Raw genomic sequence first — 21,434 nt, 5'->3', positions numbered from 1 at the left:
GTGGAACTCCGTCCACGACCGACCGGTCACGAACGGGGCGATCTGTGTGTCGCTCTCCGCCAGACTAAGCGAAAAACCGGACCGGCTTCACCACCGGGCTGTCCCTGGCGGGTCCCAAACCGGTCCGGTGCGCCCTTTCAGAGGCCGAAGATCCCCCGAACCGGACACCCGAGCGAGAGCGCGGGGTCCGGTTCGGTACGGGGATCGCTTCGGCGGGTGCCCTACTTCAGGGAGGCCTTGCGGTAGGGCAGCACGAAGTCGATGAGACCGTACTCGACGGCCTCCTCCGCGGTGAGGATCTTGTCGCGCTCGATGTCCTTGGACACCTGCTCGGCGGAACGACCCGTGTGCTTGGCCAGGGTCGTCTCCAGCTGCTGCCGGATCCGGGTGATCTCGTTGGCCTGGATCTCGATGTCGCTGGCCTGGCCGTGCATGCCCTCGGTGGCGGGCTGGTGGATCATCATGCGGGCGTTGGGCAGCGCGCCGCGCTTGCCCTTCGTGCCGCCCGCGAGCAGGATCGCGGCGGCCGAGGCGGCCTGTCCGATGCACACCGTCTGGATGTCGGGGCGCACGAACTGCATGGTGTCGTAGATCGCCATGAGGGAGGTGAAGGAACCACCCGGCGAGTTGATGTACATCTGGATGTCCCGCTCGGAGTCGAGCTGCTCAAGCGTGATGAGCTGGGCCATCAGGTCGTTGGCGGACGTGTCGTCGATCTGGACGCCGACGAAGATGATCCGCTCCTCGAAGAGCTTGTTGTACGGATTCATCTCCTTGACGCCGTACGACGTGCGCTCCACGTAGGACGGCAGCACGTAGCGACTCTGAGGAGCCATCGAGGCCGCGCCGCCGATGAGACTGGGGTTGAACTCGGTCATTTCACGCCTTCCACGCACAACGTCGATCCATGGACCAGGTCAGGTCAGCTCTGGCTACGGTCACTGGTCACGTCGAGGGTGCCTTCCAGCACCTCGTCGATGAAGCCGTACTCCAGCGACTCCTGAGCCGTGAACCAACGGTCCCGGTCGGCGTCCTTCTCGATCTGCTCGACCGTCTGCCCGGTGTGCTCGGAGATCTTCTCGATGAACATCTTCTTCACATAGAGCAGCTGGTCCGCCAGGATCCGGATGTCGGAGGCGGTGCCCCCGATGCCACCGGACGGCTGGTGCATCATGACGCGGGTGTGCGGCAGTGCGTAGCGCTTGCCCGCCGCACCGGCGCACAGAAGCATCTGGCCCATGGAAGCGGCCATACCGATACCCACGGTACGCACGTCGTTGGGGATGTACTGCATGACGTCGTAGATCGCCATGCCCGCCGTGACGGAACCACCCGGCGAGTTGATGTACATGGTGATGTCCCGCTGCCGGTCCTCCGCGGACAGCAACAGAAGCTCACCGACGAGTCGGTTGGCGATGTCGTCGTCGACCTGTTGGCCGAGGAATACGATTCGCTGGCGCAGCAGGCGCTGAGGCGTCTGCTCGATAAAAGGGGAAAGCTGCGGGTCCGACGTACGAGCGTCGAATCGCGGGGACTCATCAAAGGTCTGAGGCACTCTCGTCACCTGCTCCGGAATCGAAACGGTCGCGATACAGCGACACTAACGCCGACGGACGCCGGGCTCGTCCGGATCGCGTCCCTGTTCGCTTTGAGCGCAGGTGCGCCGGGGTCGTGGCGCACCTTTTCTTCTGCCGGCGAACGCACGCGACGGGCCCCGGACCGACCCGGAGAGGGCCGGCCCGGGGCCCGCGCGAACGCTGAGGCGCCGGGACTACTTGGTGTCGTCCTTGGCGGTGTCCTCGTCGGCGGTCTCGGCCACGTCGGCGTCACCGGCCTCCTCGGCCACGGCGGCGGCGGCCTTGGCGGCCTCCTCCACGGCGTCCGCGTCGGTCTTCGGCGTCTCGATGGCGTTGCCGTCCTCGTCGGTCACCTTGGCGTCGGCCAGGACCAGGTCCATGGCCTTACCGCGGACGACCTCGGTGAAGGCGACCCGGATCTGGTTCGACTCGACCAGGTGCTGGGCCAGCTGGTCCGGGCTGACGCCCATGCGCTGGGCCTGCTCGAACACGTACTGGCTGAGCTCGCCCTGGTCGGCGCTCAGGTCCTCCTGGAGGGCCAGCTGGTCGAGGATGAAGCCCGCCTTGACCGCCGAGTTGGCGCCGGTCTTGAGCTCCTCCTCGAACTCCTCCTCGGTCTTCTCCTGCGACTCGAGGTAGGCCTCCTTGGTCAGACCGCTCTGACCGAGCTGCTGCTCCAGGCTCTGACGACGACGGGTGATCTCCTCGTCGACGACCGCGTCGGGCAGCGGGACCTCGACGGACTCGATGAGCTTCTCCAGCGCCTTGTCACGGGCGGCGGACAGCTGCTGCATACGACGCATGTCGGCCATGCGCGTACGCACGTCCTCACGCAGCTCGTCGATGGTGTCGAACTCCGAGGCCAGCTGGGCGAACTCGTCGTCCAGCTCCGGCAGCTCCTTCACCTTCACCGAGTGCACGGTGACGGTGACGTCGGCCTCACGGCCCTCGTGCTCGCCACCCACCAGGGTGGTCTTGAAGGTGGCCTCGCCACCGGACTCCATGCCGCGCAGGGTCTCGTCGAGGCCCTCCAGCATGGTGTTGGTGCCGACCTCGTAGGAGTAGCCGCTCACGGCCACGTCCTCGAGCTTCTCACCATCGATGGCGGCGGACAGGTCGATGGACAGGTGGTCGCCGTCCTCGACGGGGCGGTCGGCGCCCACGAGCGTGGAGAAACGCTCGCGCAGGGTGCCGATCTGCTCATCGATCTGCTCGTCGGTGACGGCCGCGTTGTCGACGGTCACCTCGATGCCCTTGTAGTCCTTCACCTCGAACTTGGGTCGGATGTCGACCTCGGCGGTGAAGGCGAGCTCGTCGTTGTCCTCCAGCTTGGTGACCTCCACGTCGGGCTGACCGAGCGCGAAGATCTCCTCCTTCTGGATGGCTTCGTTGTAGAGCTCCGGAACGGCGTGGTTGACCGCTTCGCTGATCACCGCACCTCGGCCGACGTAGCGGTCGATCAGCCGCGCCGGTGCCTTGCCCGGGCGGAAGCCCTTGATCCGAACCTGCTTCGCGAGCGACTTGTAGGTCTCGTCGAAAGCGTGCTCGAGCTCCTCGAAGGGCACCTCGATGGTCAGCTTGACCCGGGTCGGGCTGAGCTCCTCGACATCGGTCTTCACGGGGCGGTACTCCTAGGTTTGCCGGCTGGTGTCCACGTCGGCCCGCAGGCGCACCACACGAACGGCGAATGCACGCGCGCACCCCGGTCGGTCATGACCACGTTCTACTGGGGTGCCCTGCGACGGGCTGGGACTTACGGTTTCCTGCTGATCGCACCAAGTCTAGGGCAGATACGCAGGGGGCCACGGCCCCCGGCCTGGAGGCCGGACGACCGAGGAGGGTTTCGTCGGGGTGGCGGGATTCGAACCCGCGGCCTCATGCTCCCAAAGCATGCGCGCTAACCAAGCTGCGCTACACCCCGTGACCCGGCGAGGACACACGAACCCGACATCGGGTGTGCGACCACCGCCCCGGAGACTGTACTCTTGTCTCCGTCGGCTCCACGAGTCTAGAGGAAACTCAAAGTCCCTGGCGCCACGCGGGCGTAGTTCAATGGTAGAACCCCAGCCTTCCAAGCTGGTTGTGCGAGTTCGATTCTCGTCGCCCGCTCCTCTCGAAGCGAGTCGTGTGCCTGAAGGCACCGGCTCGCTTCGCCGTTACACCCAGGGGACGACCCCCGAACCCCCGCTCCACTCGAAGCGAACCGTGCACCTCAAGCCACCGGCTCACTTCACCGGCACCCCCAGGGGACGACCCCCGAACCCCCGCTCCTCTCGAAGCGAACCGTGCACCTCAAGCCACCGGCTCACTTCACCGGCACCCCCAGGGGACGACCTCGCACCACCGGAAAACGGAGTACGCACCGAGCGGCCACGGCCCGCGCTCCGTCCTCCGTGCGACGGCTCCCCCGGCCCGCGCCCTCATTCGACGCGTTCGGCCACACTCACCCGGAAGTGGAACGAGGACGTGGCCCCCTGGACGTTGACGAGATGCACGTCCTCCGACAGCCGGTAGATCCGTCGCCCCTCCTGCGACCACGGATGCCTGGGCTCGTACTCCCTCGCCAGTCGCAGTCCCTCCTCCCGGGCCCGCTCCGGTTCCTCGTAGGTCCCTTGGACCCGGCCCACACCCCAGCGGATGTTCTGCCCGGACCCCACCGACTCCTCGACGACGAGCACCCAACCCATGTTCCGACCACCTTTCTCCACGCCCGTACAGCATGTGTGACGCATCACATCGGTCGACGGTTCGGGTGGGGCGGCTCACAACGAGGTGTCACGAATCGGACGGTTCCACCTGAACGTTGTTCGGTCACGCGTCCCCGAGACGGAATACCCCTGCCCGCGGGGTACGTTGACCTTTCGGGCGGACCCGTCGGCACGATCGAGTGCGGGCGCCCCTCACTCGCACGGAGGGAACGGGGACCACATGCGGGAATCGGATACCGGTGAGGCGCACCAGGCGCCGGCGCCGCTCAGTGTCCGTTGGTTCGAACGGCCGGAGGTCCTCGACCGTCCGGTCGTGGTCACCGGCGTCTTCGACGTCCTGCACGTGGGACACATCCGCTTCCTGCGATCCATCGCCGAGCGCGGCCTGCCCCTGGTGGTCGGCCTCGAGTCCGACGGGCGCGTACACGCCTGGAAGGGCCCTGGACGGCCGGTGAACCCCGACGCGGAGCGGGCCGAGACCATCGCCGCCCTGTCCTGCGTGGCGGGTTCCTTCATCATCGACGGCCCCCCGGCGGTCGCCGACTGGTCGGCCTACGCGGAGCTCCTGCGTCCGCTGGCCCCCGCGGCCCTGGCCTTCACCGCGGGCGACCGCTTCACCCAGGCCAAGATCCGCGGCGCGGAGGCGCTCGGTGCCCAGGCGTGGGAGCTGCCCTTCACACCGGGGCGCTCCACCACGGCGGCGCTCGGCCGCCTCGCACACTCCCTCTGACCCTCGGCCCTCGCACGGGTCCCTCACCCGTGCCCGCCTCACCTGGGAAGCGGCGCGTTCCTATCGGTGTTGACCCATGCGTGGCGAACCGATGTACGAAACGAGGCTGCCGATGATGTCAGGGAGGCCCTCCTACAGGGCACTCGTCAACGACGGGAGCGCCCGGGGCCAACGGCTGCCCCCGGGGATCATCCGACGCATCCTGTCCTACGCGCGGCCGCACTGGCGGTCCATTCTGCTGTTCCTGCTGGTGACCTCGATCGGCGCCGGTGTCGTGGTGGCCAACCCCCTGCTGCTGCGGGCCATCATCGACCAGGGCATCATCCCCGGAGACACCTCGGTGGTGGTGTGGCTGGCCGTCGCCGCGGGCGGCCTGGCGGTGCTGGAGGGTGTCATCACCATGGCCGGGCGGTGGTTGTCCTCCCGGATCGGTGAGGGTGTCATCTACCTCCTGCGCACCCAGGTGTTCGGCCACGTGCAGCGGATGTCGATCTCCTTCTTCACCCGTACCCAGACCGGCTCGCTCATCAGCCGGCTGAACACGGACGTGATCGGCGCGCAGCGGGCCATCACCTCGGTTCTGCAGTCGGTGGTGTCCAACCTCATCAGCGTGGTGGCCGTGCTCATCACCATGCTGGCCCTGTCGTGGGAGGTGACGCTGCTCGCGTTGGTGCTGGTGCCGCTGTTCATCGTCCCGGCGAAGCTGCTCGGCCGGAAGCTCGCGAACATCTCTCGCGAGGCCATGGACAACAACGCGTCGATGAGCTCGCTCATGACCGAGCGGTTCAACGTCGGCGGCGCCATGCTGGTGAAGCTGTACGGCCGGCCGGACGAGGAGAACCGCGCGTTCTCCGGCAAGGCCGCCCGCGTCCGTGACCTGGGGGTCCGCCAGTCGGTGTACGGCGGTCTGCTGTTCACGATGCTCGCGACCATCACGGCGCTGGCCATCGCGATGGTCTACGGCGTCGGTGGTGTGCTGGCGGTGGACGGTGCCTTCGAGGTCGGCACCCTGGTCGCGCTCACCACCCTGCTGGCCCGGCTGTACGGGCCGGTCACCACCCTGTCCAACGTCCACGTGGAGATCATGACCGCGCTGGTCTCCTTCGACCGTGTCTTCGAGGTGTTGGACCTGGAGCCGCAGATCGAGGAGAGCCCGAACGCCCGTCCCCTGCCCGAGGGCCCGCTGAGCGTGGAGTTCGACCAGGTGTCGTTCCGCTACCCGGGTGCCTCGGAGTCGTCGGTGGCGTCCCTGGAACTCACCCCCCAGGCGGAGGACGGCGAGGACACCCAGGTGCTGAGCGGGGTGTCCTTCCGCGCCGAGCCGGGGCGGATGGTCGCTCTGGTGGGACCCTCCGGTGCGGGCAAGACCACACTCACGCACCTGGTGTCACGCCTGTACGACCCGACCGAGGGCGGGGTGCGGGTCGGCGGCCTGGACCTGCGCGAGGCGACCGGAGACTCCCTGCGCTCCTCGGTGGGCGTGGTGACCCAGGACGCGCAGCTGTTCCACGACACCGTGGGCGCCAACCTGCGCTACGCACGCCCCGAGGCGACCGACGCCGAACTGTTCGAGGCACTTCGGATGGCGCGTCTGGGGTCGCTGCTGGAGCGACTCCCCCAGGGCCTGGAGACCATGGTGGGCGACCGGGGTTACCGGCTCTCGGGTGGTGAGAAGCAGCGACTGGCCATCGCGCGACTGCTTCTGAAGGCACCGTCGGTGGTGATCCTCGACGAGGCCACCGCGCACCTGGACTCGGAGTCCGAGGCCGCGGTCCAAGAGGCCTTGGCGGTGGCGTTGGAGGGCCGCACCTCGCTGGTCATCGCCCACCGGTTGGCGACCGTCCGGGAGGCCGACCAGATCCTGGTGCTGGAGGACGGTCGGATCCTGGAGCGCGGTTCGCACGACGAACTCCTGACCGCGGGCGGGCTGTACACGGCGCTGTACCGAACGCAGTTCGCCTCGCAGAGCGGCTGACACCGGGCCGGTCCGGGACCTCGCCCGGGCCGGCCTAGTTCTCCTCGCCGCGCCTCTCGGACTTCTTGCCCTTCTTGGACTTCTCGTCCTTCTTGGACTTCTTGCCCTTCTTCGCCTTCTCGGCCTTCTTCGTCTTCTCGGACGTGCCCGCCTTCTCCGGCTTCGCGGGCTTCGGCTTCTCGGGTCTGCCGTCCGCGTCGGCCCCTCCGGCCTTCTTCTCGGCCTTCTTCTCGGCCTTCTTCGCCTTCTTCCCGGCCTTCTTGCGTTCCTTCTTCGCGGCCTTGGAACGTTCGGACTTCTTGCGCTTCTTCGGCTTCTTGGCGTCCTTGGAGGTGACGTGCTCCTCCAGGACGGCCGGCAGCGGTGCCACGCCGGGACCGCCCTCGAAGATCCAGTCGTCGACGGCGTCCAGGAGCTTGTCCTCGGTGATCGCGCCGAGCCAGACGGGGCGGCCACCGGCGGCGCGTCCTTCGGCGGAGGGTTGGACCACGACGACGTTGGCCTGGAAACAGATGCCCAGGCACTTACTGGTCCGGACCGGGACACGGCGCGCGGCGTGATCGTCGATGGCGCTCAGCCTCGCCAGCTGCGCCTTGTGGTCGACGCCCGGCACCTTCTTCTTGGTGCCGCAGCAACACCCGCGGCAGACCGTGAGCTTGCAGGGGGCGCTCTCGACCGCGCTCATCGTCCACCACCTCACCCTGTGGTCGGGTACACCACCCCGTGGTCAGGTACGCCTTACCTGATCAGGGTAATCTTCCCTCGCGCCGCCCCGGCCGGCGGGGACCTCCTCCGGACCCATCACCATCACCGGACGCCAGGTCTCGGGAAGGCCGACCGCCTCTGGGTCGGCCCGGTTCCAACCGCTCCCCCAGACGAACGGCAGCCCGGCCGCGATCAGAGGCCGTGGCACGTCCATGAGCTGCATCCGGACCTGGGGTTCGGTGCAGGCGCCCGAGTTCCCACAGCGCGCGATCGGCCGACCGACCTCGACCCGGTCGCCCGGGGCCACGAGGATCGATCCCCGGCGCAGGTGACCCAGGAGCACGTACGCACCGCCCACGTCGATGATCACGTGGTTGCCGAGCAGACCCGAGGGGCCCCTGACCTCGCGCAGGGTGTTCTCCAGGACCGAGCCCAGGAGCCAGGGCCAGGAGTTGCGACTGCGGTGGTCCCGACGCCGGTCGTGGACCCGCACGACGCGCCCGTCGGCCGGGGCGTACACGGGGGCGTCGAAGGCGGGGAAGTCCTCGGGCGGGCGGCTCAGGGGCCGCCAGGCGATGTCGGGGCGCGTCCCGTCCTCGGCGACCAGGCCCAGAGCGTGTGTCTGTCCGTAGGCGTGGGTGCCCTGGCTGGGCACGTGGTCCACGGGGCTGGTCAGGGCCATCCACCGGCCGCGGACCGGGGGCGCGAGGACCCGCGGGGCGCAGCGCGGCGTGCCCAGACGCAGGTGGACGGCGAGCGCGAGGACCAGCAGCGCCCCTCCCACCCACCAGGACAGGCCGAGGTAGCCGGCGAGGAGGGCCGCCATGGCGACCCACATGAGGGGCATGCGCACGCGGGCGAGGAGGAGGGCGAACGGACGCGGAGCGGATGAGGGCATCCACCATTGTGGACCCGCTCCATCCGCTCCGCGATCTCCGACCGACCACGCCGTCAGGACTTCTTGTTCTCCTGAGCGCGCTTGCGCAGGTAGTCGGTGGCGGCTCCGGCCCCCTTGTCGATCTTGTCGTCGTGGGCACCTCCGGTGGCCTTCTTGGCGGCGTCGGCGGCCTTGCCGACGACCCCTTCGACCTTGTCCGCGTTGTCGCCGACGGCCTTCTTCAACCGGTCGAACGCTTCTCCGCTACCGGACATGGATTCCCCCCTAGGTCCGTTGCCTTCTGACGCGATACCCGGTCGACCGGGGGTTCATGCCGCGCGGACCCCACAGGAAACGCCCACTGAAAGACGAATCGCCCGAACCGCATCCGCCCTGCTCGACGGCGCACGAGAGAAGGGGGCGAGAGCCCCTCAGATCCCCAGGACCATACGGGCGATGGAGAAGTAGATGAGCAGGCCCGTGGCGTCGACGAGCGTCGCGACCATCGGGGAGGAGACGACCGCCGGGTCGACACCGACCTTCCTGGCCAGCAGCGGCATGGAGGAGCCGATGATCGCCGCCCAGGTACAGATGGCGATGACCGACAGCGCGACCGCCACGGCGACCTGGAAGCCCACGAGCAGGGAACCGATGACCAGAGCGACCCCGGCGAGCATGAAACCCAGGAGCAGGCCGACCCTGCTCTCCTTCCAGATCACCGACGGCAGGTCGCGCACCCGCACCTCGCCGACGGCCAGGGCGCGCACGATCGCCGTCGCCGACTGGGCGCCGACGTTACCGCCGGTGCCGATGAGCATCGGCACGAACATCGCCAGCGCCGTGACCTCCTCCAGGGTGGCCTCGTACACCTGCATGACGTTGACGGTGAGCGTGGCCGCGACGATGAGGAGGAGCAACCACACGGACCGGGCCCCCACCAGGCGGAGCACCCCGACGGACACGTAGTGGTCGTCGATGGGACTGGCACCGGACTGGCGGGCCATGTCCTCGGTGTCGGCCGCCTCGATGACCTCGAGGGCGTCGTCGAAGGTGAGCAGACCGACGAACCGGTCCTCGGAGTCCACCACGGGCAGGGAGACCAGATTGGCCTCCTGCATGAGTCGGGCGGCGTCCTCGGCGGGCTCGCTGGCGCGCGCCCGGGGCGAGAACACGTCCACCAGGTCCTTGAGGAGCCGGTCGTCGTCGCTGACCACCAGATCGCTCAGGGTGATGGTGCCGACCAGTCGGCGACCGTCGCTGACCACCGGCAACGTGTAGATGGTCTCCGCGTCGGCCCCCTTGGCCCGGACCACCTCCAGGGCGCGACCGACGGTGAGGTCCCGGTGCAGGATCACCGTCTCGGGGGTCATGTACCGACCGACCGAGTCCTCCGGGTATCCCAGGAGGGCGGCGGTCATGCGCCGTTCGGCGGGGCTCAGTCCGGCCAGGGCGCGGGTCGCGATCTTGGCGGGCGCCTCACCGATGAGTCGGGCACGGTCGTCGGGGTCCATCTCCTCGAGGAGGTCGTGGAAATCGGTTCCGCGCAGGCCCAGGAGGATGTTCTGTTGCTGGCCGGAGTCGAGTTCCTCGAACACCTCCAGTTCCCGGTCCTTGTCCAGGAGCCGGAAGGGGATGATCGCCTCACTGCCGGACATGCGGGCGAATTCGTCCGCGATCTCGTGGGGCCTGTGTTCGGCCAACCAGAGCCTGATCCCGGTCAGGTCGTTGTTCTCGACCAGATCGATGAGTTCTTCAGCGCGCTCGCCGTCCATGCGAAGCACCCCCTTGCGTCGCCGGGGCCCGGTGCACGCGTCTGCCGGGCCGGTGGATTCCGGGAAGGCCCGGCCCCGCATCGCCGGCGTGGTGGGCCGTGCGGCGTCGGCGCCCGGGGGCGGAGAGGGCGGACACGGCGATCCGGGGACGTGTACGAAGAACCTCGTACCGGGGTCGGGGAACATGTCGACCCTACCGCCGGTGGCGGCCCCTTGGGCTCACCCGGAGCGCGTCGGCGCGGAGATCGGTCAGGTGCGCCAGAGCACGACGAGGGCGCAGTCGTCGTTCTTGTCCTTGCTGAGGGAGTCCACGATCTCGCCGGCCCCGGTGGCGAACCCCTGGGTGACCAAGGTGTCGGCGGCGCCGAGCAGACGGTCTATGCCGGCGTCCAGGTCCTCGCCCGGGGTCTCGATGAGCCCGTCGGTGCAGAGCATGATGGCGTCGCCAGGGCGGAGCTTTCCCTCGACGAAGGTGTAGGTCAGCTCGGGGATGACGCCGAGGACCACGCCCTTGGCGTCGGTGGTGCTCCACACTCCGCTGCCGCCGTCGAAGTGCAGGGCGGGCGGGTGTCCGGCGGAGGCGACCTGGAAGGCGCCGGTGTCGGTGTCCACGCTCAGGTGGACGGCGGTCACGAACCCCTCGCCGCCGCTGTTGCGCATGAGGTAGTCGTTGCAGTGGGCGAGGAAGTCGCGCGCGGGTACGGCGCCGATGAGTCCGCTGAAGGCACCCGACAGCATCAGGGCGCGGGTACCGGCGTCCACCCCCTTGCCGGACACGTCCACCACGGCGATGTCGAGCCGGTTCTCCCGGAGGATGGACACCACGAAGTCGCCGCCGAAGGAGGACCCGCCGGCCTGGCGCAGCACGGCGGTGCGCCCCCACCCCTGCGGGAGTTCGGGCATTCTGCCCTGGTGGCGTAGGCGGTCGCGCAGGTCCAACAGCATCATCTCGCCGCTGAGCCCCTGCACGCCGAGGCGTTCGCGCACACCGGACAGCAGGTAGGAGAGCACACCGGTGACCCCGATGGTGACCAGCAGCCCCGGGCCCACCTGGCCGAAGTCGAGCATGGACGCCACGAACAGCAGGACCGCGGCGACGACGCCGAGCAGGAACGCCAGACTCTTGCGCTTGAGCAGCAGACCACCGGCGAGCACGGTGAGGATGGTGGAACTGGGCGGGAACCAGCCGGTGGGGCCCCACACGGCCCCCACGCCGATCCCCACGGCCAGGACGACCAGGGTGATGAGGACGAGCCGGTAGCGGAACAGCACCTTGCGCCGGAGCACCGCGACGAGCCGCTGCGTGGTGGATCGCAGCAGACGGGTGGCCTTGGCGGTCGGTGTGGAGTTCATTGGTCCTCTGGCTCGGCGCGCCCGCATCACCCGCGGGGGTCACTCCTGGTCGTCGTACGGCGCACCGCCGCGGCCGGGGACGCGTCGGGGCGGGTGTCGCGTCGGCGGGCCGGATGGTGTGGAGGAACACCCGACAGAGTGGTGGGAGCCCGAGAGGCGCCACCGCTGCACCGCGGATGGCTGTGGCCCGCCGCTGTGCACGAACTGTAGCGCTTGGGGTGCCGGACTGGCACGTGTCTCCGGCGTCGTTCTACCCCATAATCCGGGGTTTGGGCTGGGCCTAAACCCCGGGGATCGGATCATCCACAGGCCCGCGACGCGCCTGGTCACGCGTCAGGATGCCACATCCGCACACGGAACCGCCAGGGACCCCCGCCGGGGCGTCGCGGCGCGGCGACGTGACCGCGGGACCCGTCCCCTGACACGCCGAAGGCCCTCGTGCGCGGTGCGCCCGAGGGCCGTGGGCGGGGTCCGCCGCCCCTCCGTTCGGGAAGGGCACGGCCGCGCAGTGTTACGGAAGCGGGGGGAGCTCGCCGGTCCGCTCGTAGTCACCGAGCATGGCGATGCGGCGGGTGTGCCGCTCCTCGTCGCTGTAGGGGGTCGACAGGAAGAGTTCGACGAAGCGGGTGGCCTCCTCCTGGGAGTGCATCCGCCCACCGATGCCGAGCACGTTGGCGTCGTTGTGCTCGCGCGCCAGGGTGGCGGTCTGCTCGCTCCAGGCCAGGGCGGCCCGGATGCCCTCGACCTTGTTGGCGGCGATCTGCTCGCCGTTGCCGGAGCCACCGATGACGATGCCCAGGGAGCCCGGGTCCTTCGCCACGCCCTCGGCGGCGCGCAGGACGAACGGCGGGTAGTCGTCCACCGCGTCGTAGACGGCCGGTCCGGCGTCCACGACCTCGTGTCCGCGCTCCGTCAGCCAGGAGACGAGGTGTTCTTTGAGCTCGAAGCCCGCATGATCTGATCCAAGGTAAACACGCACGTCACCAGTGTGACACCTCCCCGGCGCACAAAGCGCCGCGCCCCACCCGGGTCGTTCCGGGAGGGACGCGGCGAAGCATGCGGGCGCGGTGCGCCTCGTCGGCGGGCCGGATCAGGCCCCGGCCGCGGCGGCGGCCACACCCAGACCGAGGACGGCGAAGCCCGCCATCGACAGGATGGCGATCAGGTTGTACACGAAGATCGACTTGAGGTCCTTGCTCAGAGGACCTGCCTTGGAGACCGCGGGCTTGTTGCTCAACTCACACCTCGTTTGATGTCGACCGGGGATGACCAGTCGGAATTTTTCCACACCGCACAACGCGCGCGTCACCGGGGCGGATTCCCCGGACCCGTGATAGAGCGGGGTGACGCCGGGCACAGGCGCACCGGGGCCGCCCCGGTGGCCACGGTCCCACCGGTACCGGTGCTACATCTGCACGGCCTTGACCTCGCAGAACTCCTCCAGGCCCGGCAGTCCCCACTCGCGACCGTTGCCGGAGCGCTTGTAGCCGCCGAAGGGCGCGCGCGGGTTGAGGTCGCCGCCGTTGAGCTCGACCTGACCGGCGCGCAGCCGACGGGCCACCGCCAGTCCTTCGTCGGTGTCACCCGACCACACGGCCGCGCTGAGGCCGTAGACGGTGTCGTTGGCGATGGCGACGGCCTCCTCCACCGTGTCGTAGGGGATGAGCGCCAGCACCGGGCCGAAGATCTCCTCCTGAGCGATGCGCATGTCGTTGCGCACGTCCGCGAAGATCGTCGGCTGGACGTAGAAGCCCCGGTCACGGCCTTCCACCGGGGCGGAGCCGCCGGTGACCAGGCGTGCGCCCTCCTCCACGCCGAGATCGACGTAGGAGCGGACCTTCTCGCGTTGGGCCTCGGACACCAGCGGACCCATGCGGGTGCCCTCGTCGGTCGGGTCGCCGGGCGCGTGCTTGGCGGCGGCGGCCGCGGCCAACCCCACGGCCTCCTCGTAGGAGTCGCGGTGCACGAGCATGCGGGTGAGCGCGTTGCAACTCTGCCCGGTGTTGCGCATGACGTCGGCGACCCCGCGTTTGACCGCCAGGGGCAGGTCCGCGTCGGGGAGGATGACGTTGGGCGATTTGCCGCCCAACTCCAGGGCGACCCGCTTCACCGTCTCGGCCGCCACCTGGGACACCCGGGTGCCGGCGCGGGTGGAACCGGTGAAGGACACCATGTCGACCTTCGGGTGCGCGGCGATCGCCTCGCCCACCACCGGGCCGACGCCGCTGACCAGGTTGAACACACCGGCGGGCAGGTCGGCCTCGTCGAACACCTCGGCCAGGGCGTAGGCGCTGAGCGGTGCGATCTCGCTGGGCTTGAGAACGACGGTGTTCCCGGCGAGCAGCGCCGGGACGACCTTGAGCACTATCTGGTGCAGCGGGTAGTTCCACGGGGTGATGGCGCCGACCACACCGACGGGTTCGTGCACCACCAGCGAGTTGCCGACCTCCTCGCCCGTGAAGTAGCGCTCGCCGTACTCCTCGACCAGGTCGATGTAGGTGCGGAACATCCGGGCGGGCAGCCCCGCCTGCACCTTGGTGGCGAACTTGACGGGTGCGCCCATGTCGGCCGTCAGGATCGCGGCGATGTCGTCGAGGCGGGCGTCGAACAGCTCCAGTGCCTTGGCCATGTGGGTGACGCGCTGCCCCGCAGTGAGAGCCGACCAGGCGGGGAAGGCGGCGACCGCGGCCTGGACCGCGACGTCGACGTCGGTGGTGGAACCGGCCGGAACGGCGTCGATGACCTGCTCGGTCGCCGGGTTGACCACGTCCAGGGCCTCATCGGAGGTGGAGTCGTGCCAGGCGCCGTCGATGTAGAGGGATCGCATGGCCCCACTGTCGCAGAATCCGATTCGGGTTGGCCAGAGTGCGCGGGCCGACCGGCCCCCGACCCGTGGTTCCACGGGTCCCCGAGCGGCACCGATGGCACCGGTCGCGAGCGGTGCGGGTCCCCCACGCCGTCGGCCCGGCCCCGCCGGTGCGGCGGAACCGGGCCGAGGGGTCAGTCCCAGTGCGGGGGTCGGTCGGCGATCAGCCGCGCGGTGGAGTCCTCGTCGGAGTCGCCCCACCCCTCGGAGCGCTCGTCACCCGTGATGTCGGGCAGGATCTCCAGGTCGTCGAAGAAGTCGACGCGGCGGTCGTCGTCGGGCCCGGGCATGGGGTCCTCCAGGTGGATCAGTCGAAGACGGGTTCGCGCGTGCGGGTGCGCTTGAGCTCGAAGAACCCATCGGTCCCGGCGACCAGGCGCACACCGTCCCACAGCTTCCCGGCGTCCTCGCCCCGCGGGATCGGGGACACGACCGGGCCGAAGAACGCGATGCCCTCGACCTGGATGACGGGGGTGCCGACGTCCGTACCGACCAGCTTCATGGCCTCGGCGTGCGAGGCGCGCAGGGCCTCATCGTAGTCGGTGGAGGCGAAGGCGTCGGCCAGGTCCACGGGCAGGTCGGCGTCGGTCAGGGCCGCGCGGACCGTGTCGACGGTGCGGGGTTCGGCCTTGTCGTGGAAACGGGTGCCCAGGGCCGTGTACAGGGCGCCCAACACCTCGGCTCCGAACCGCTGCTCGGCGGCGATGCACACGCGCACCGGCCCCCAGGTGCGGGCGATGGACTCCTTGTAGGCCGGGTCGAGGTCACGGCCCTCGTTGAGGACGCCCAGGCTCATCACGTGCCAGCGCACCCGCACCGGCCGCACCTTCTCCACCTCCAAGAGCCAGCGGGAGGTGATCCAGGCCCAAGGACACGCCGGGTCGAACCACATGTCGGCCCAGGCGATACCGTCGCCCGGGTGCTCGGGGGTCTGCGTCATCAGGTGCTCCTCGTCCGATGGGTCGAAAACTTCGCCGCGTAGGTCCCCAACCACGCGCATCGGTTGCGCATTCCACGCGCGCGCGTGGCAGGATCGAAGCCGATAGACGACCTTCGGCCCGACGTGGCCCGCCCCCGGATCATCCGCTGGTCGGCGGGCCCGCCGTGGTCGGCAACGAACTCCGGCCGGCGATGACGGCGGCCGCGAAGGGAGCTTTGCGTGGCAGGGAACCTCACACGGGACGAGGCCCGGGAGCGGGCGCGGATCCTCAGCGTCGACTCCTACGCCGTGGAGCTGGACCTGACCACCGGGGACGAGACCTTCCGGTCCACCACCGCGGTGCGTTTCTCCTCCTCCGAGCCGGGCACCCGGACCTTCATCGAGCTGGCCGCGCCCACGATGCGCAGCGCCACCCTGAACGGCGTGGAGCTCGACGTCGCCGCGTTGTTCGACGGCGAACGGCTCACCCTGCCCGACGTGGCCGCAGACAACGAGCTGACCGTGGTCGCCGACGCCGCCTACATGCGCACCGGCGAGGGCCTGCACCGATTCGTCGACCCGGTCGACGAGTCGGTCTACCTGTACACCCAGTTCGAGACGGCCGACGCGCACCGTATGTTCACGTGCTTCGACCAGCCCGACCTCAAGGCCACGTTCGAACTGACCGTGTACGCGCCCCCGTCCTGGGAGGTCGTGTCCAACAGCGCCCCTGACGTGGAGCGCGAGGCGGCCGGCGACACGCGGGTGCGCTGGCACTTCCCGGCCACCCCGGTCATGTCCACCTACATCACCGCGCTCATCGCCGGCCCCTACCACGTGGTCCGCGACGAGCACGACGGCATCCCGCTGGGCCTGTACTGCCGTACGTCCCTGGCCGAGCACCTGGACTCCGACGCTCTGTTCGAGGTCACCAAGCAGGGCTTCGACTTCTTCCACGGCCTGTTCGACCTGCGCTACCCGTTCGGCAAGTACGACCAGCTGTTCGTGCCCGAGTTCAACGCCGGGGCCATGGAGAACGCCGGCGCGGTCACCTTCCTGGAGGACTACGTCTTCCGGTCCCGCGTCACCGACGCCCGCTACGAGCGCCGGGCCGAGACCATCCTGCACGAGATGGCGCACATGTGGTTCGGTGACCTGGTCACCATGCGCTGGTGGGACGACCTGTGGCTGAACGAGTCGTTCGCCACCTACGCCAGCGTCTACTGCCAGGCCAACGCCACCAAGTGGACCGACGCCTGGACCACCTTCGCCAACGTCGAGAAGGCGTGGGCGCTGCGTCAGGACCAGCTGCCCTCGACGCACCCGATCGCCGCCGACATGGTCGACATCCAGGCGGTGGAGGTCAACTTCGACGGCATCACCTACGCCAAGGGCGCCTCGGTGCTCAAGCAGCTCGCGGCGTACGTGGGCGTGGACGCGTTCTTCGCGGGCGTGCGCGCCTACTTCAAGGAGAACGCCTTCGGCAATACCGAACTGAAGGACCTCCTCAAGCACCTGGAGGCCGCCTCCGGCCGGGACCTGTCCGACTGGTCGCGCGAGTGGTTGGAGACCACGGGCGTCAACACCATGCGCCCGGAGTTCGAGGTGGACGCCGACGGGAACTTCACCTCCTTCGCGATCCTGCAGGAGGCCGCCCCCGAGCACCCGACTCTGCGCTCGCACCGTCTGGCCGTGGGCCTGTACGACCGCACCGCCGAAGGCGTCGTGCGCCGCGACCGCGTGGAACTGGACGTCAGCGGCGCGCGCACCGAGGTGGCCGAACTCGTGGGCAGGGCCCGCCCCGACCTGGTGCTCATCAACGACGACGACCTGACCTTCACCAAGATCCGTCTCGACGAGCGCTCCCTGCGCACCGTCGTGGAGGGTGTGGGCGAGATCCGCGCGTCCCTGCCGCGCGCCCTGGCCTTCGGTTCCGCCTGGGACATGACGCGCGACGGCGAGATGGCCGCCCGCGACTACGTGGAACTGGTGATCTCGGGGATCAGCGGCGTCGACGACGTGATGGTCGCCCAGACCCTGCTGCGTCAGGCCGCCGGCGCCATCGTCAACTACGCCGACCCGGCCTGGCGCCCGATCGGCTTCGAGAAGCTGGGCTCCCGCCTGCGTGAGCTGCTGTCCACCGCCGAGCCCGGTAGCGACCTGCAGCTGGCCTACGTCAACGCCCTCGCGTCGGTGGCCGTCACCGAGGCCGATCTGTCCCTGCTGCGCGGGCTGCTGGACGGCGCGCTCACCGTGGACGGTCTGACCGTCGACACCGACCTGCGCTGGACCCTGCTGCACCGGCTGGTCGCCGCCGGTGAGGCGGGTGAGGCCGAGATCGCCGCCGAGCTGAAGGCCGACCCCACCGCCGCCGGGCAGCGCAACGCCGCCGGTGCCCGGGCCGCGGTCCCCACCACGGAGGCCAAGGAGGCCGCCTGGGCGCGCATCATCGGTGGTGACCTGGCCAACGCCGAGTTCCGCGCGGTGCTGTTGGGCTTCACCGACCCGCTGCAGTCCGAGCTGTACCGGCACTTCCTGGACCGGTACTTCGAGCAGCTGGCCCCGGCCTGGGACCAGTGGACCGGTGAGTTCGCGCAGACCTTCGCCGAGGCCGCCTACCCGAGCCACCTGGTCGAGCGGGCGACGCTGGAGCGCACGGACGCCTACATCGCCGAGCACGCCCCGGCGCCCGCGCTGCGCCGCCTGCTGATCGAGGGACGGGCCGGGGTGGAGCGCGCCCTGCGCGCCCGCGCCACGGACATCGCCGCCGGTCAGAAGGGCTGATGGCGAGCGCGGCACACAGCCCCGGCGACCGCCTCGGATCCTCCGTTGCCTCGTGACGGCGCGTTCCCACGGTCCTCGAAGCACGTGATGCCGAGTGCGCCGAGAGCGTAGCGGAACGCTCGGTCGGGTCGTCCCGGCCGAGCGTTCCGTCGTCGGGGCGACCCCGGATCGGTTCCGGATCGTCCGGCCCACGTGCCTGCGCCCCGGACCACGGGCGGTGTGCTGTACAGGCGCGGCTCCCCACGCCCGGGGCGGGTGGTGCGTTCGCGCCCCGGCGGACAGCGCTTATCTGCGCCCGAGGAGCCGTCGAACGTTCCCGACGCTCCGGGAGCACGCGGACGTGGGCCGAAGCGCGGCGCGGCCCCGGAACGAACTCTCCTAGAGTCCGCGTCCGAAGCCCCGCCCGGGGCCGGCCAGAGGGCCCAGGGACCGGCGGATCCGCCCGACCATGCGCGGGTCGGCCAGCAGTTCGTCCACCAGGACCGGTTCACCCTCGCTGCTGGTGAGCGGGATCCTCCAGTTGGGGTACTCGGTGCTGGTGCCCGGTTGGTTCTGCATGCGCCGCTCCCCCACCACGTCGGCGAGCGCCACCCCCAGCATGCGGGAGGGCGTGGCCTCCAGGTAGGCGTGCATGGCGGCCACGACCGCCGCCGGATCCGTCACCGGGTCCACGTCGACGTCGAGGAAGCCCAGTTCCACGAGCACATCGCGCCACAGACCCACACGATGTTCGGAGTCCGCCCGTTCCTCGTCGACGGGCCGGTCGAGCAGCCCCAGACGGTCGCGCAGCTCCACGTGTTCGGCGGACAGGAACGACGCCACCGGCGGCAGGTCGTGGGTGGCCACGGTGGCCAGGCAGTCGGTGCGCCACTGGTCGGGCGTGCGCGGTCGACCCTCCCGGTCGTTCTCGAACCACAGCACGGAGGTGCCGAGGACACCACGGTCGGACAGGTGCTCGCGCACCCACGGTTCCACGGTGCCCAGGTCCTCGCCGATGATGACGGCGTCCGCCCTGCGCGCAGCCAGGGCCAGGACGCCCACCATGCCCTCGTGGTCGTATCGGAGGTAGGTGCCCTGGTCGGCGGAGGCGCCTTCGGGGACGCACCACAGGCGGAACAGGCCCATGACGTGGTCCATCCGTAGTCCGCCCGCGTGACGCAGGCTGTGCGTCAGGATCTGGTGGAGCGGACCGTAGCCCTGGCGGGCCAGCACGGTGGGATGCCACGGCGGCTGTCCCCAGTCCTGCCCGCGCCGGTTGAACTCGTCCGGTGGCGCCCCCACGTGCAGGCCCTGCACCAGCGCGTCCCGGTACATCCACGCGTCGGCGCCGCCCGCCTGGACGCCGATGGCCAGGTCGTGGACGATCCCCACGTTCATCCCGCCGTTGCGGGCGCCCTCCTGGGCGTGGGCGAGCTGTTCGTCGAGGATCCACTGGAGCCAGCGGTGGAACTCCACCCGGGGCCAGCGCCGGAGCGCCTCCTGGCCCACCGCGAGCGCATCGACGTCGCGCAGGTGCGCGGGCCAGGTGCGGTGGTCGGGGCCGTACTCCTCGGCCAGGGCGGACCAGGTGGCGAACTCGACCAGCGGCTGTCCCTCGCTCTCCAGGTACCGGCGCAGGGCCATCTCACGGCCCGGGGCGCGCGCCACCTGGAAGAGCACCTCCAGGGCGGCCCTCTTGGCCTCCCAAACGGCATCACGGTCGAGCAGGTCGGCGGTGCGTCCGCGCTCGCGCAGGGGCCGGGCCAGGCGCTGGATGGTCTCGCGTTGGGCGGGATCGAGCCGTGCGTACTCGGGCACGTCCTCGATCCTGACGTAGAGCGGGCTCGCGTAGCGCCGGCTCACCGGCAGGTAGGGCGAGGGTTCGACCGGGGCCACGGGTTCGGTGGCGTGGACCGGGTTGATCAGGGTGAACTCGGCGCCCAGGTCGCGGGCGCTCCAGTCCGCGAGTTCGGCGAGGTCGCGCAGGTCTCCGGTGCCCCAGGAGGCGCGCGATCGCACGCTGTACACCTGCGTCATCAGGCCCCACAGACGGTGGTGCTCGCGCAGCGCCGTGGGTTCGATCCGGTCGGGGACCACGAGCAGCGGGGCGACGTGTTCGTCGCCGTTCTCGGTGACCCGCAGGGTGTGCACGCCCAGCGGCAGGCCGGGGTCGAAGGGCAGCAGGGCGCCATCGGCCGTCTCCACCGTGCTGTGGGAGCCGCGGGGCAGCGCCAGGTCCGGCGCCTTGCCCTCACGAACCACCACGGCCGGCGGCAGCGGACCCCGCCTCGGGCCGGGCTCGGGGTCGGACGGATCCACCCCCAGCGCCGCCAGGACATGGCGGATCGTGTCGAGGCCGACGGGCACCCGTCGTCCCCGCCAGTCCTCGTACGTGGTCGCGATCCCGTACTGCTCGGCCACCCGGGCCAGCTGAACGTCCCTCACAGACACCGATCATGCCCCACCCGGGCGCGCGTACACGGGAGGTGACCTCGGCGTGGGGTCGAATCGTCGCGCGGGTCTGTCCGATCGGCCCCCGCGCACCCCGGTCGCGGCGAGGACGTTTCGGCACGAAAAGCGGCCGTGGTCGTACGTTCTGGATATTCCGTCGCGGCCCGACCGCACCGAATGCATAATCGAGGGCGTGCTCGCGAACTACCGGCGGCTCTTCGCCGTGCCCCACGTCATGTCCCTGCTGGTGTGGTCGCTGACCGCGCGCTTCTACACGCCGGGGCTGATGATCGCGGTCACCTTCCTGGTGCAGGGGTGGACCGGTTCCTACACCTTCGCCGGCCTGGTCGCGGGCGCGTTCACCTTGGGGATGGCCCTGGTCGGACCCCTGCGCGGACGGATGGCGGACCGGGGCGGCAGCGACCGTCTGGTGCTGGTGTGCGGCGTGGTGTTCACCATCGGGTTGTCGGCCCTGGCCCTGCTGCCGGCGTCGCTGTGGTGGCTGTCCGTGCCGTTGGCCCTGGGCACCGGGCTGTTCGGCACCCCGGCCAACCAGATCGTGCGCGCCCTGTGGCCGCGGTTGACGCACGGGCCGGCACGGCAGGCCATCTACGCCGCCGAGGCCACCACCCAGGAACTGCTGTTCGTCTTCTCCCCGATCCTGACCGCCGGTGTCGTGGCCTTGGCCGGACCCAGGTACGCCCTGTTGATGTTGGGGGTGCTGGGGCTCCTGGGGGC

General features: G+C 69.9%; 19 protein-coding genes and 2 tRNA genes. 5 read left to right on the top strand and 16 right to left on the bottom strand.

The genetic code is table 11. From position 1 onward, the window contains the following. Nucleotides 1-221: 221 nt before the first annotated feature. From DSY14_RS00595 to DSY14_RS00580, 4 genes are all read right to left on the bottom strand, one after another. The gene (locus DSY14_RS00595) at nucleotides 222-878 is read right to left on the bottom strand and encodes an ATP-dependent Clp protease proteolytic subunit (RefSeq protein ID WP_211714406.1); all 657 of its coding nucleotides are present in this window, start codon (nucleotides 876-878) and stop codon (nucleotides 222-224) included. A gap of 44 nt (nucleotides 879-922) precedes the next feature. Further along, nucleotides 923-1,486: a ClpP family protease gene (locus DSY14_RS00590; RefSeq protein ID WP_211714501.1), complete on the bottom strand. Its 564-nt coding sequence runs from the start codon at nucleotides 1,484-1,486 to the stop codon at nucleotides 923-925. 285 nt (nucleotides 1,487-1,771) lie between these two features. After that, nucleotides 1,772-3,196: a trigger factor gene (gene tig, locus DSY14_RS00585; RefSeq protein WP_211714405.1), complete on the bottom strand. Its 1,425-nt coding sequence runs from the start codon at nucleotides 3,194-3,196 to the stop codon at nucleotides 1,772-1,774. 227 nt (nucleotides 3,197-3,423) lie between these two features. Beyond that, nucleotides 3,424-3,498, bottom strand: a tRNA-Pro gene (locus DSY14_RS00580). Between the two features lie 117 nt (nucleotides 3,499-3,615). Here DSY14_RS00580 and DSY14_RS00575 point away from each other — a divergent pair. After that, nucleotides 3,616-3,686, top strand: a tRNA-Gly gene (locus DSY14_RS00575). 311 nt (nucleotides 3,687-3,997) lie between these two features. Here DSY14_RS00575 and DSY14_RS00570 read toward each other — a convergent pair. After that, nucleotides 3,998-4,264, bottom strand: coding sequence for a hypothetical protein (locus tag DSY14_RS00570; RefSeq protein WP_211714404.1), 267 nt, complete (start codon nucleotides 4,262-4,264; stop codon nucleotides 3,998-4,000). Between the two features lie 241 nt (nucleotides 4,265-4,505). Here DSY14_RS00570 and DSY14_RS00565 point away from each other — a divergent pair, with 241 nt between their 5' ends. Both DSY14_RS00565 and DSY14_RS00560 read left to right on the top strand, forming a co-directional pair. Further along, nucleotides 4,506-5,015, top strand: coding sequence for an adenylyltransferase/cytidyltransferase family protein (locus DSY14_RS00565; protein ID WP_211714403.1), 510 nt, complete (start codon nucleotides 4,506-4,508; stop codon nucleotides 5,013-5,015). Between the two features lie 112 nt (nucleotides 5,016-5,127). Then, a complete protein-coding gene (locus DSY14_RS00560; RefSeq protein ID WP_211714402.1) occupies nucleotides 5,128-6,990 on the top strand; it encodes an ABC transporter ATP-binding protein in 1,863 nt (620 codons plus the stop codon). 34 nt (nucleotides 6,991-7,024) lie between these two features. On the opposite strand, the gene DSY14_RS00555 is transcribed toward DSY14_RS00560, so the two are convergent. From DSY14_RS00555 to DSY14_RS00510, 10 genes are all read right to left on the bottom strand, one after another. Beyond that, complete coding sequence (locus DSY14_RS00555) at nucleotides 7,025-7,675, bottom strand: (2Fe-2S) ferredoxin domain-containing protein (RefSeq protein WP_211714401.1); 651 nt, start codon at nucleotides 7,673-7,675, stop codon at nucleotides 7,025-7,027. Between the two features lie 42 nt (nucleotides 7,676-7,717). Beyond that, nucleotides 7,718-8,593 (bottom strand): M23 family metallopeptidase, encoded by an 876-nt coding sequence (locus tag DSY14_RS00550; protein ID WP_211714400.1) that lies wholly within the window; start codon nucleotides 8,591-8,593, stop codon nucleotides 7,718-7,720. A 53-nt stretch (nucleotides 8,594-8,646) separates the two neighbouring features. Continuing rightward, nucleotides 8,647-8,847 carry an antitoxin gene (locus DSY14_RS00545; protein WP_211714399.1) on the bottom strand — a complete coding sequence of 67 codons (201 nt, stop codon included), beginning with the start codon at nucleotides 8,845-8,847 and terminating at the stop codon, nucleotides 8,647-8,649. Nucleotides 8,848-9,003: 156 nt separating this feature from the next. Next, complete coding sequence (gene mgtE / locus DSY14_RS00540; protein WP_211714398.1) at nucleotides 9,004-10,344, bottom strand: magnesium transporter; 1,341 nt, start codon at nucleotides 10,342-10,344, stop codon at nucleotides 9,004-9,006. A 249-nt stretch (nucleotides 10,345-10,593) separates the two neighbouring features. Next, complete coding sequence (locus DSY14_RS00535) at nucleotides 10,594-11,697, bottom strand: PP2C family protein-serine/threonine phosphatase (protein ID WP_211714397.1); 1,104 nt, start codon at nucleotides 11,695-11,697, stop codon at nucleotides 10,594-10,596. Between the two features lie 511 nt (nucleotides 11,698-12,208). After that, nucleotides 12,209-12,676 carry a ribose-5-phosphate isomerase gene (locus DSY14_RS00530; protein ID WP_211714396.1) on the bottom strand — a complete coding sequence of 156 codons (468 nt, stop codon included), beginning with the start codon at nucleotides 12,674-12,676 and terminating at the stop codon, nucleotides 12,209-12,211. Nucleotides 12,677-12,787: 111 nt separating this feature from the next. Beyond that, nucleotides 12,788-12,934: a hypothetical protein gene (locus DSY14_RS00525; RefSeq protein ID WP_211714395.1), complete on the bottom strand. Its 147-nt coding sequence runs from the start codon at nucleotides 12,932-12,934 to the stop codon at nucleotides 12,788-12,790. A gap of 168 nt (nucleotides 12,935-13,102) precedes the next feature. Further along, nucleotides 13,103-14,524 (bottom strand): aldehyde dehydrogenase family protein, encoded by a 1,422-nt coding sequence (locus tag DSY14_RS00520; RefSeq protein ID WP_211714394.1) that lies wholly within the window; start codon nucleotides 14,522-14,524, stop codon nucleotides 13,103-13,105. A 173-nt stretch (nucleotides 14,525-14,697) separates the two neighbouring features. Beyond that, nucleotides 14,698-14,853, bottom strand: coding sequence for a hypothetical protein (locus tag DSY14_RS00515; protein WP_211714393.1), 156 nt, complete (start codon nucleotides 14,851-14,853; stop codon nucleotides 14,698-14,700). Between the two features lie 17 nt (nucleotides 14,854-14,870). After that, complete coding sequence (locus DSY14_RS00510) at nucleotides 14,871-15,503, bottom strand: DsbA family protein (RefSeq protein ID WP_211714392.1); 633 nt, start codon at nucleotides 15,501-15,503, stop codon at nucleotides 14,871-14,873. Nucleotides 15,504-15,722: 219 nt separating this feature from the next. Here DSY14_RS00510 and pepN point away from each other — a divergent pair, with 219 nt between their 5' ends. Then, on the top strand, nucleotides 15,723-18,266 hold the full coding sequence (gene pepN, locus DSY14_RS00505; RefSeq protein WP_211714391.1) for an aminopeptidase N: 2,544 nt from the start codon (nucleotides 15,723-15,725) through the stop codon (nucleotides 18,264-18,266). 378 nt (nucleotides 18,267-18,644) lie between these two features. Here pepN and malQ read toward each other — a convergent pair whose 3' ends face one another. After that, nucleotides 18,645-20,690 carry a 4-alpha-glucanotransferase gene (gene malQ / locus DSY14_RS00500; protein WP_211714390.1) on the bottom strand — a complete coding sequence of 682 codons (2,046 nt, stop codon included), beginning with the start codon at nucleotides 20,688-20,690 and terminating at the stop codon, nucleotides 18,645-18,647. A 199-nt stretch (nucleotides 20,691-20,889) separates the two neighbouring features. On the opposite strand from malQ, the gene DSY14_RS00495 reads away from it, so the two are divergent. Continuing rightward, the coding region (locus tag DSY14_RS00495) for an MFS transporter (protein WP_211714389.1) at nucleotides 20,890-21,434 on the top strand (545 nt) is incomplete at its 3' end.

The organism is Nocardiopsis sp. MG754419 (assembly GCF_018207095.1).
GTDB lineage: Bacteria > Actinomycetota > Actinomycetes > Streptosporangiales > Streptosporangiaceae > Nocardiopsis.
The sequence above is the reverse complement of the archived record's forward strand: the minus strand, read 5'-3'. Positions and strand labels throughout refer to the sequence as shown.

Excerpts from the sequence above, each read along its gene's own strand:
- DSY14_RS00595 (WP_211714406.1), bottom strand. The coding sequence starts at position 878 with ATGACCGAGTTCAACCCCAGTCTCATCGGCGGCGCGGCCTCGATGGCT.
- DSY14_RS00570 (WP_211714404.1), bottom strand. The coding sequence starts at position 4,264 with ATGGGTTGGGTGCTCGTCGTCGAGGAGTCGGTGGGGTCCGGGCAGAAC.
- DSY14_RS00565 (WP_211714403.1), top strand. The coding sequence starts at position 4,506 with ATGCGGGAATCGGATACCGGTGAGGCGCACCAGGCGCCGGCGCCGCTC.
- DSY14_RS00560 (WP_211714402.1), top strand. The coding sequence starts at position 5,128 with ATGATGTCAGGGAGGCCCTCCTACAGGGCACTCGTCAACGACGGGAGC.
- DSY14_RS00555 (WP_211714401.1), bottom strand. The coding sequence starts at position 7,675 with ATGAGCGCGGTCGAGAGCGCCCCCTGCAAGCTCACGGTCTGCCGCGGG.
- DSY14_RS00550 (WP_211714400.1), bottom strand. The coding sequence starts at position 8,593 with ATGCCCTCATCCGCTCCGCGTCCGTTCGCCCTCCTCCTCGCCCGCGTG.
- DSY14_RS00545 (WP_211714399.1), bottom strand. The coding sequence starts at position 8,847 with ATGTCCGGTAGCGGAGAAGCGTTCGACCGGTTGAAGAAGGCCGTCGGC.
- mgtE (WP_211714398.1), bottom strand. The coding sequence starts at position 10,344 with ATGGACGGCGAGCGCGCTGAAGAACTCATCGATCTGGTCGAGAACAAC.
- DSY14_RS00535 (WP_211714397.1), bottom strand. The coding sequence starts at position 11,697 with ATGAACTCCACACCGACCGCCAAGGCCACCCGTCTGCTGCGATCCACC.
- DSY14_RS00520 (WP_211714394.1), bottom strand. The coding sequence starts at position 14,524 with ATGCGATCCCTCTACATCGACGGCGCCTGGCACGACTCCACCTCCGAT.
- DSY14_RS00515 (WP_211714393.1), bottom strand. The coding sequence starts at position 14,853 with ATGCCCGGGCCCGACGACGACCGCCGCGTCGACTTCTTCGACGACCTG.
- DSY14_RS00510 (WP_211714392.1), bottom strand. The coding sequence starts at position 15,503 with ATGACGCAGACCCCCGAGCACCCGGGCGACGGTATCGCCTGGGCCGAC.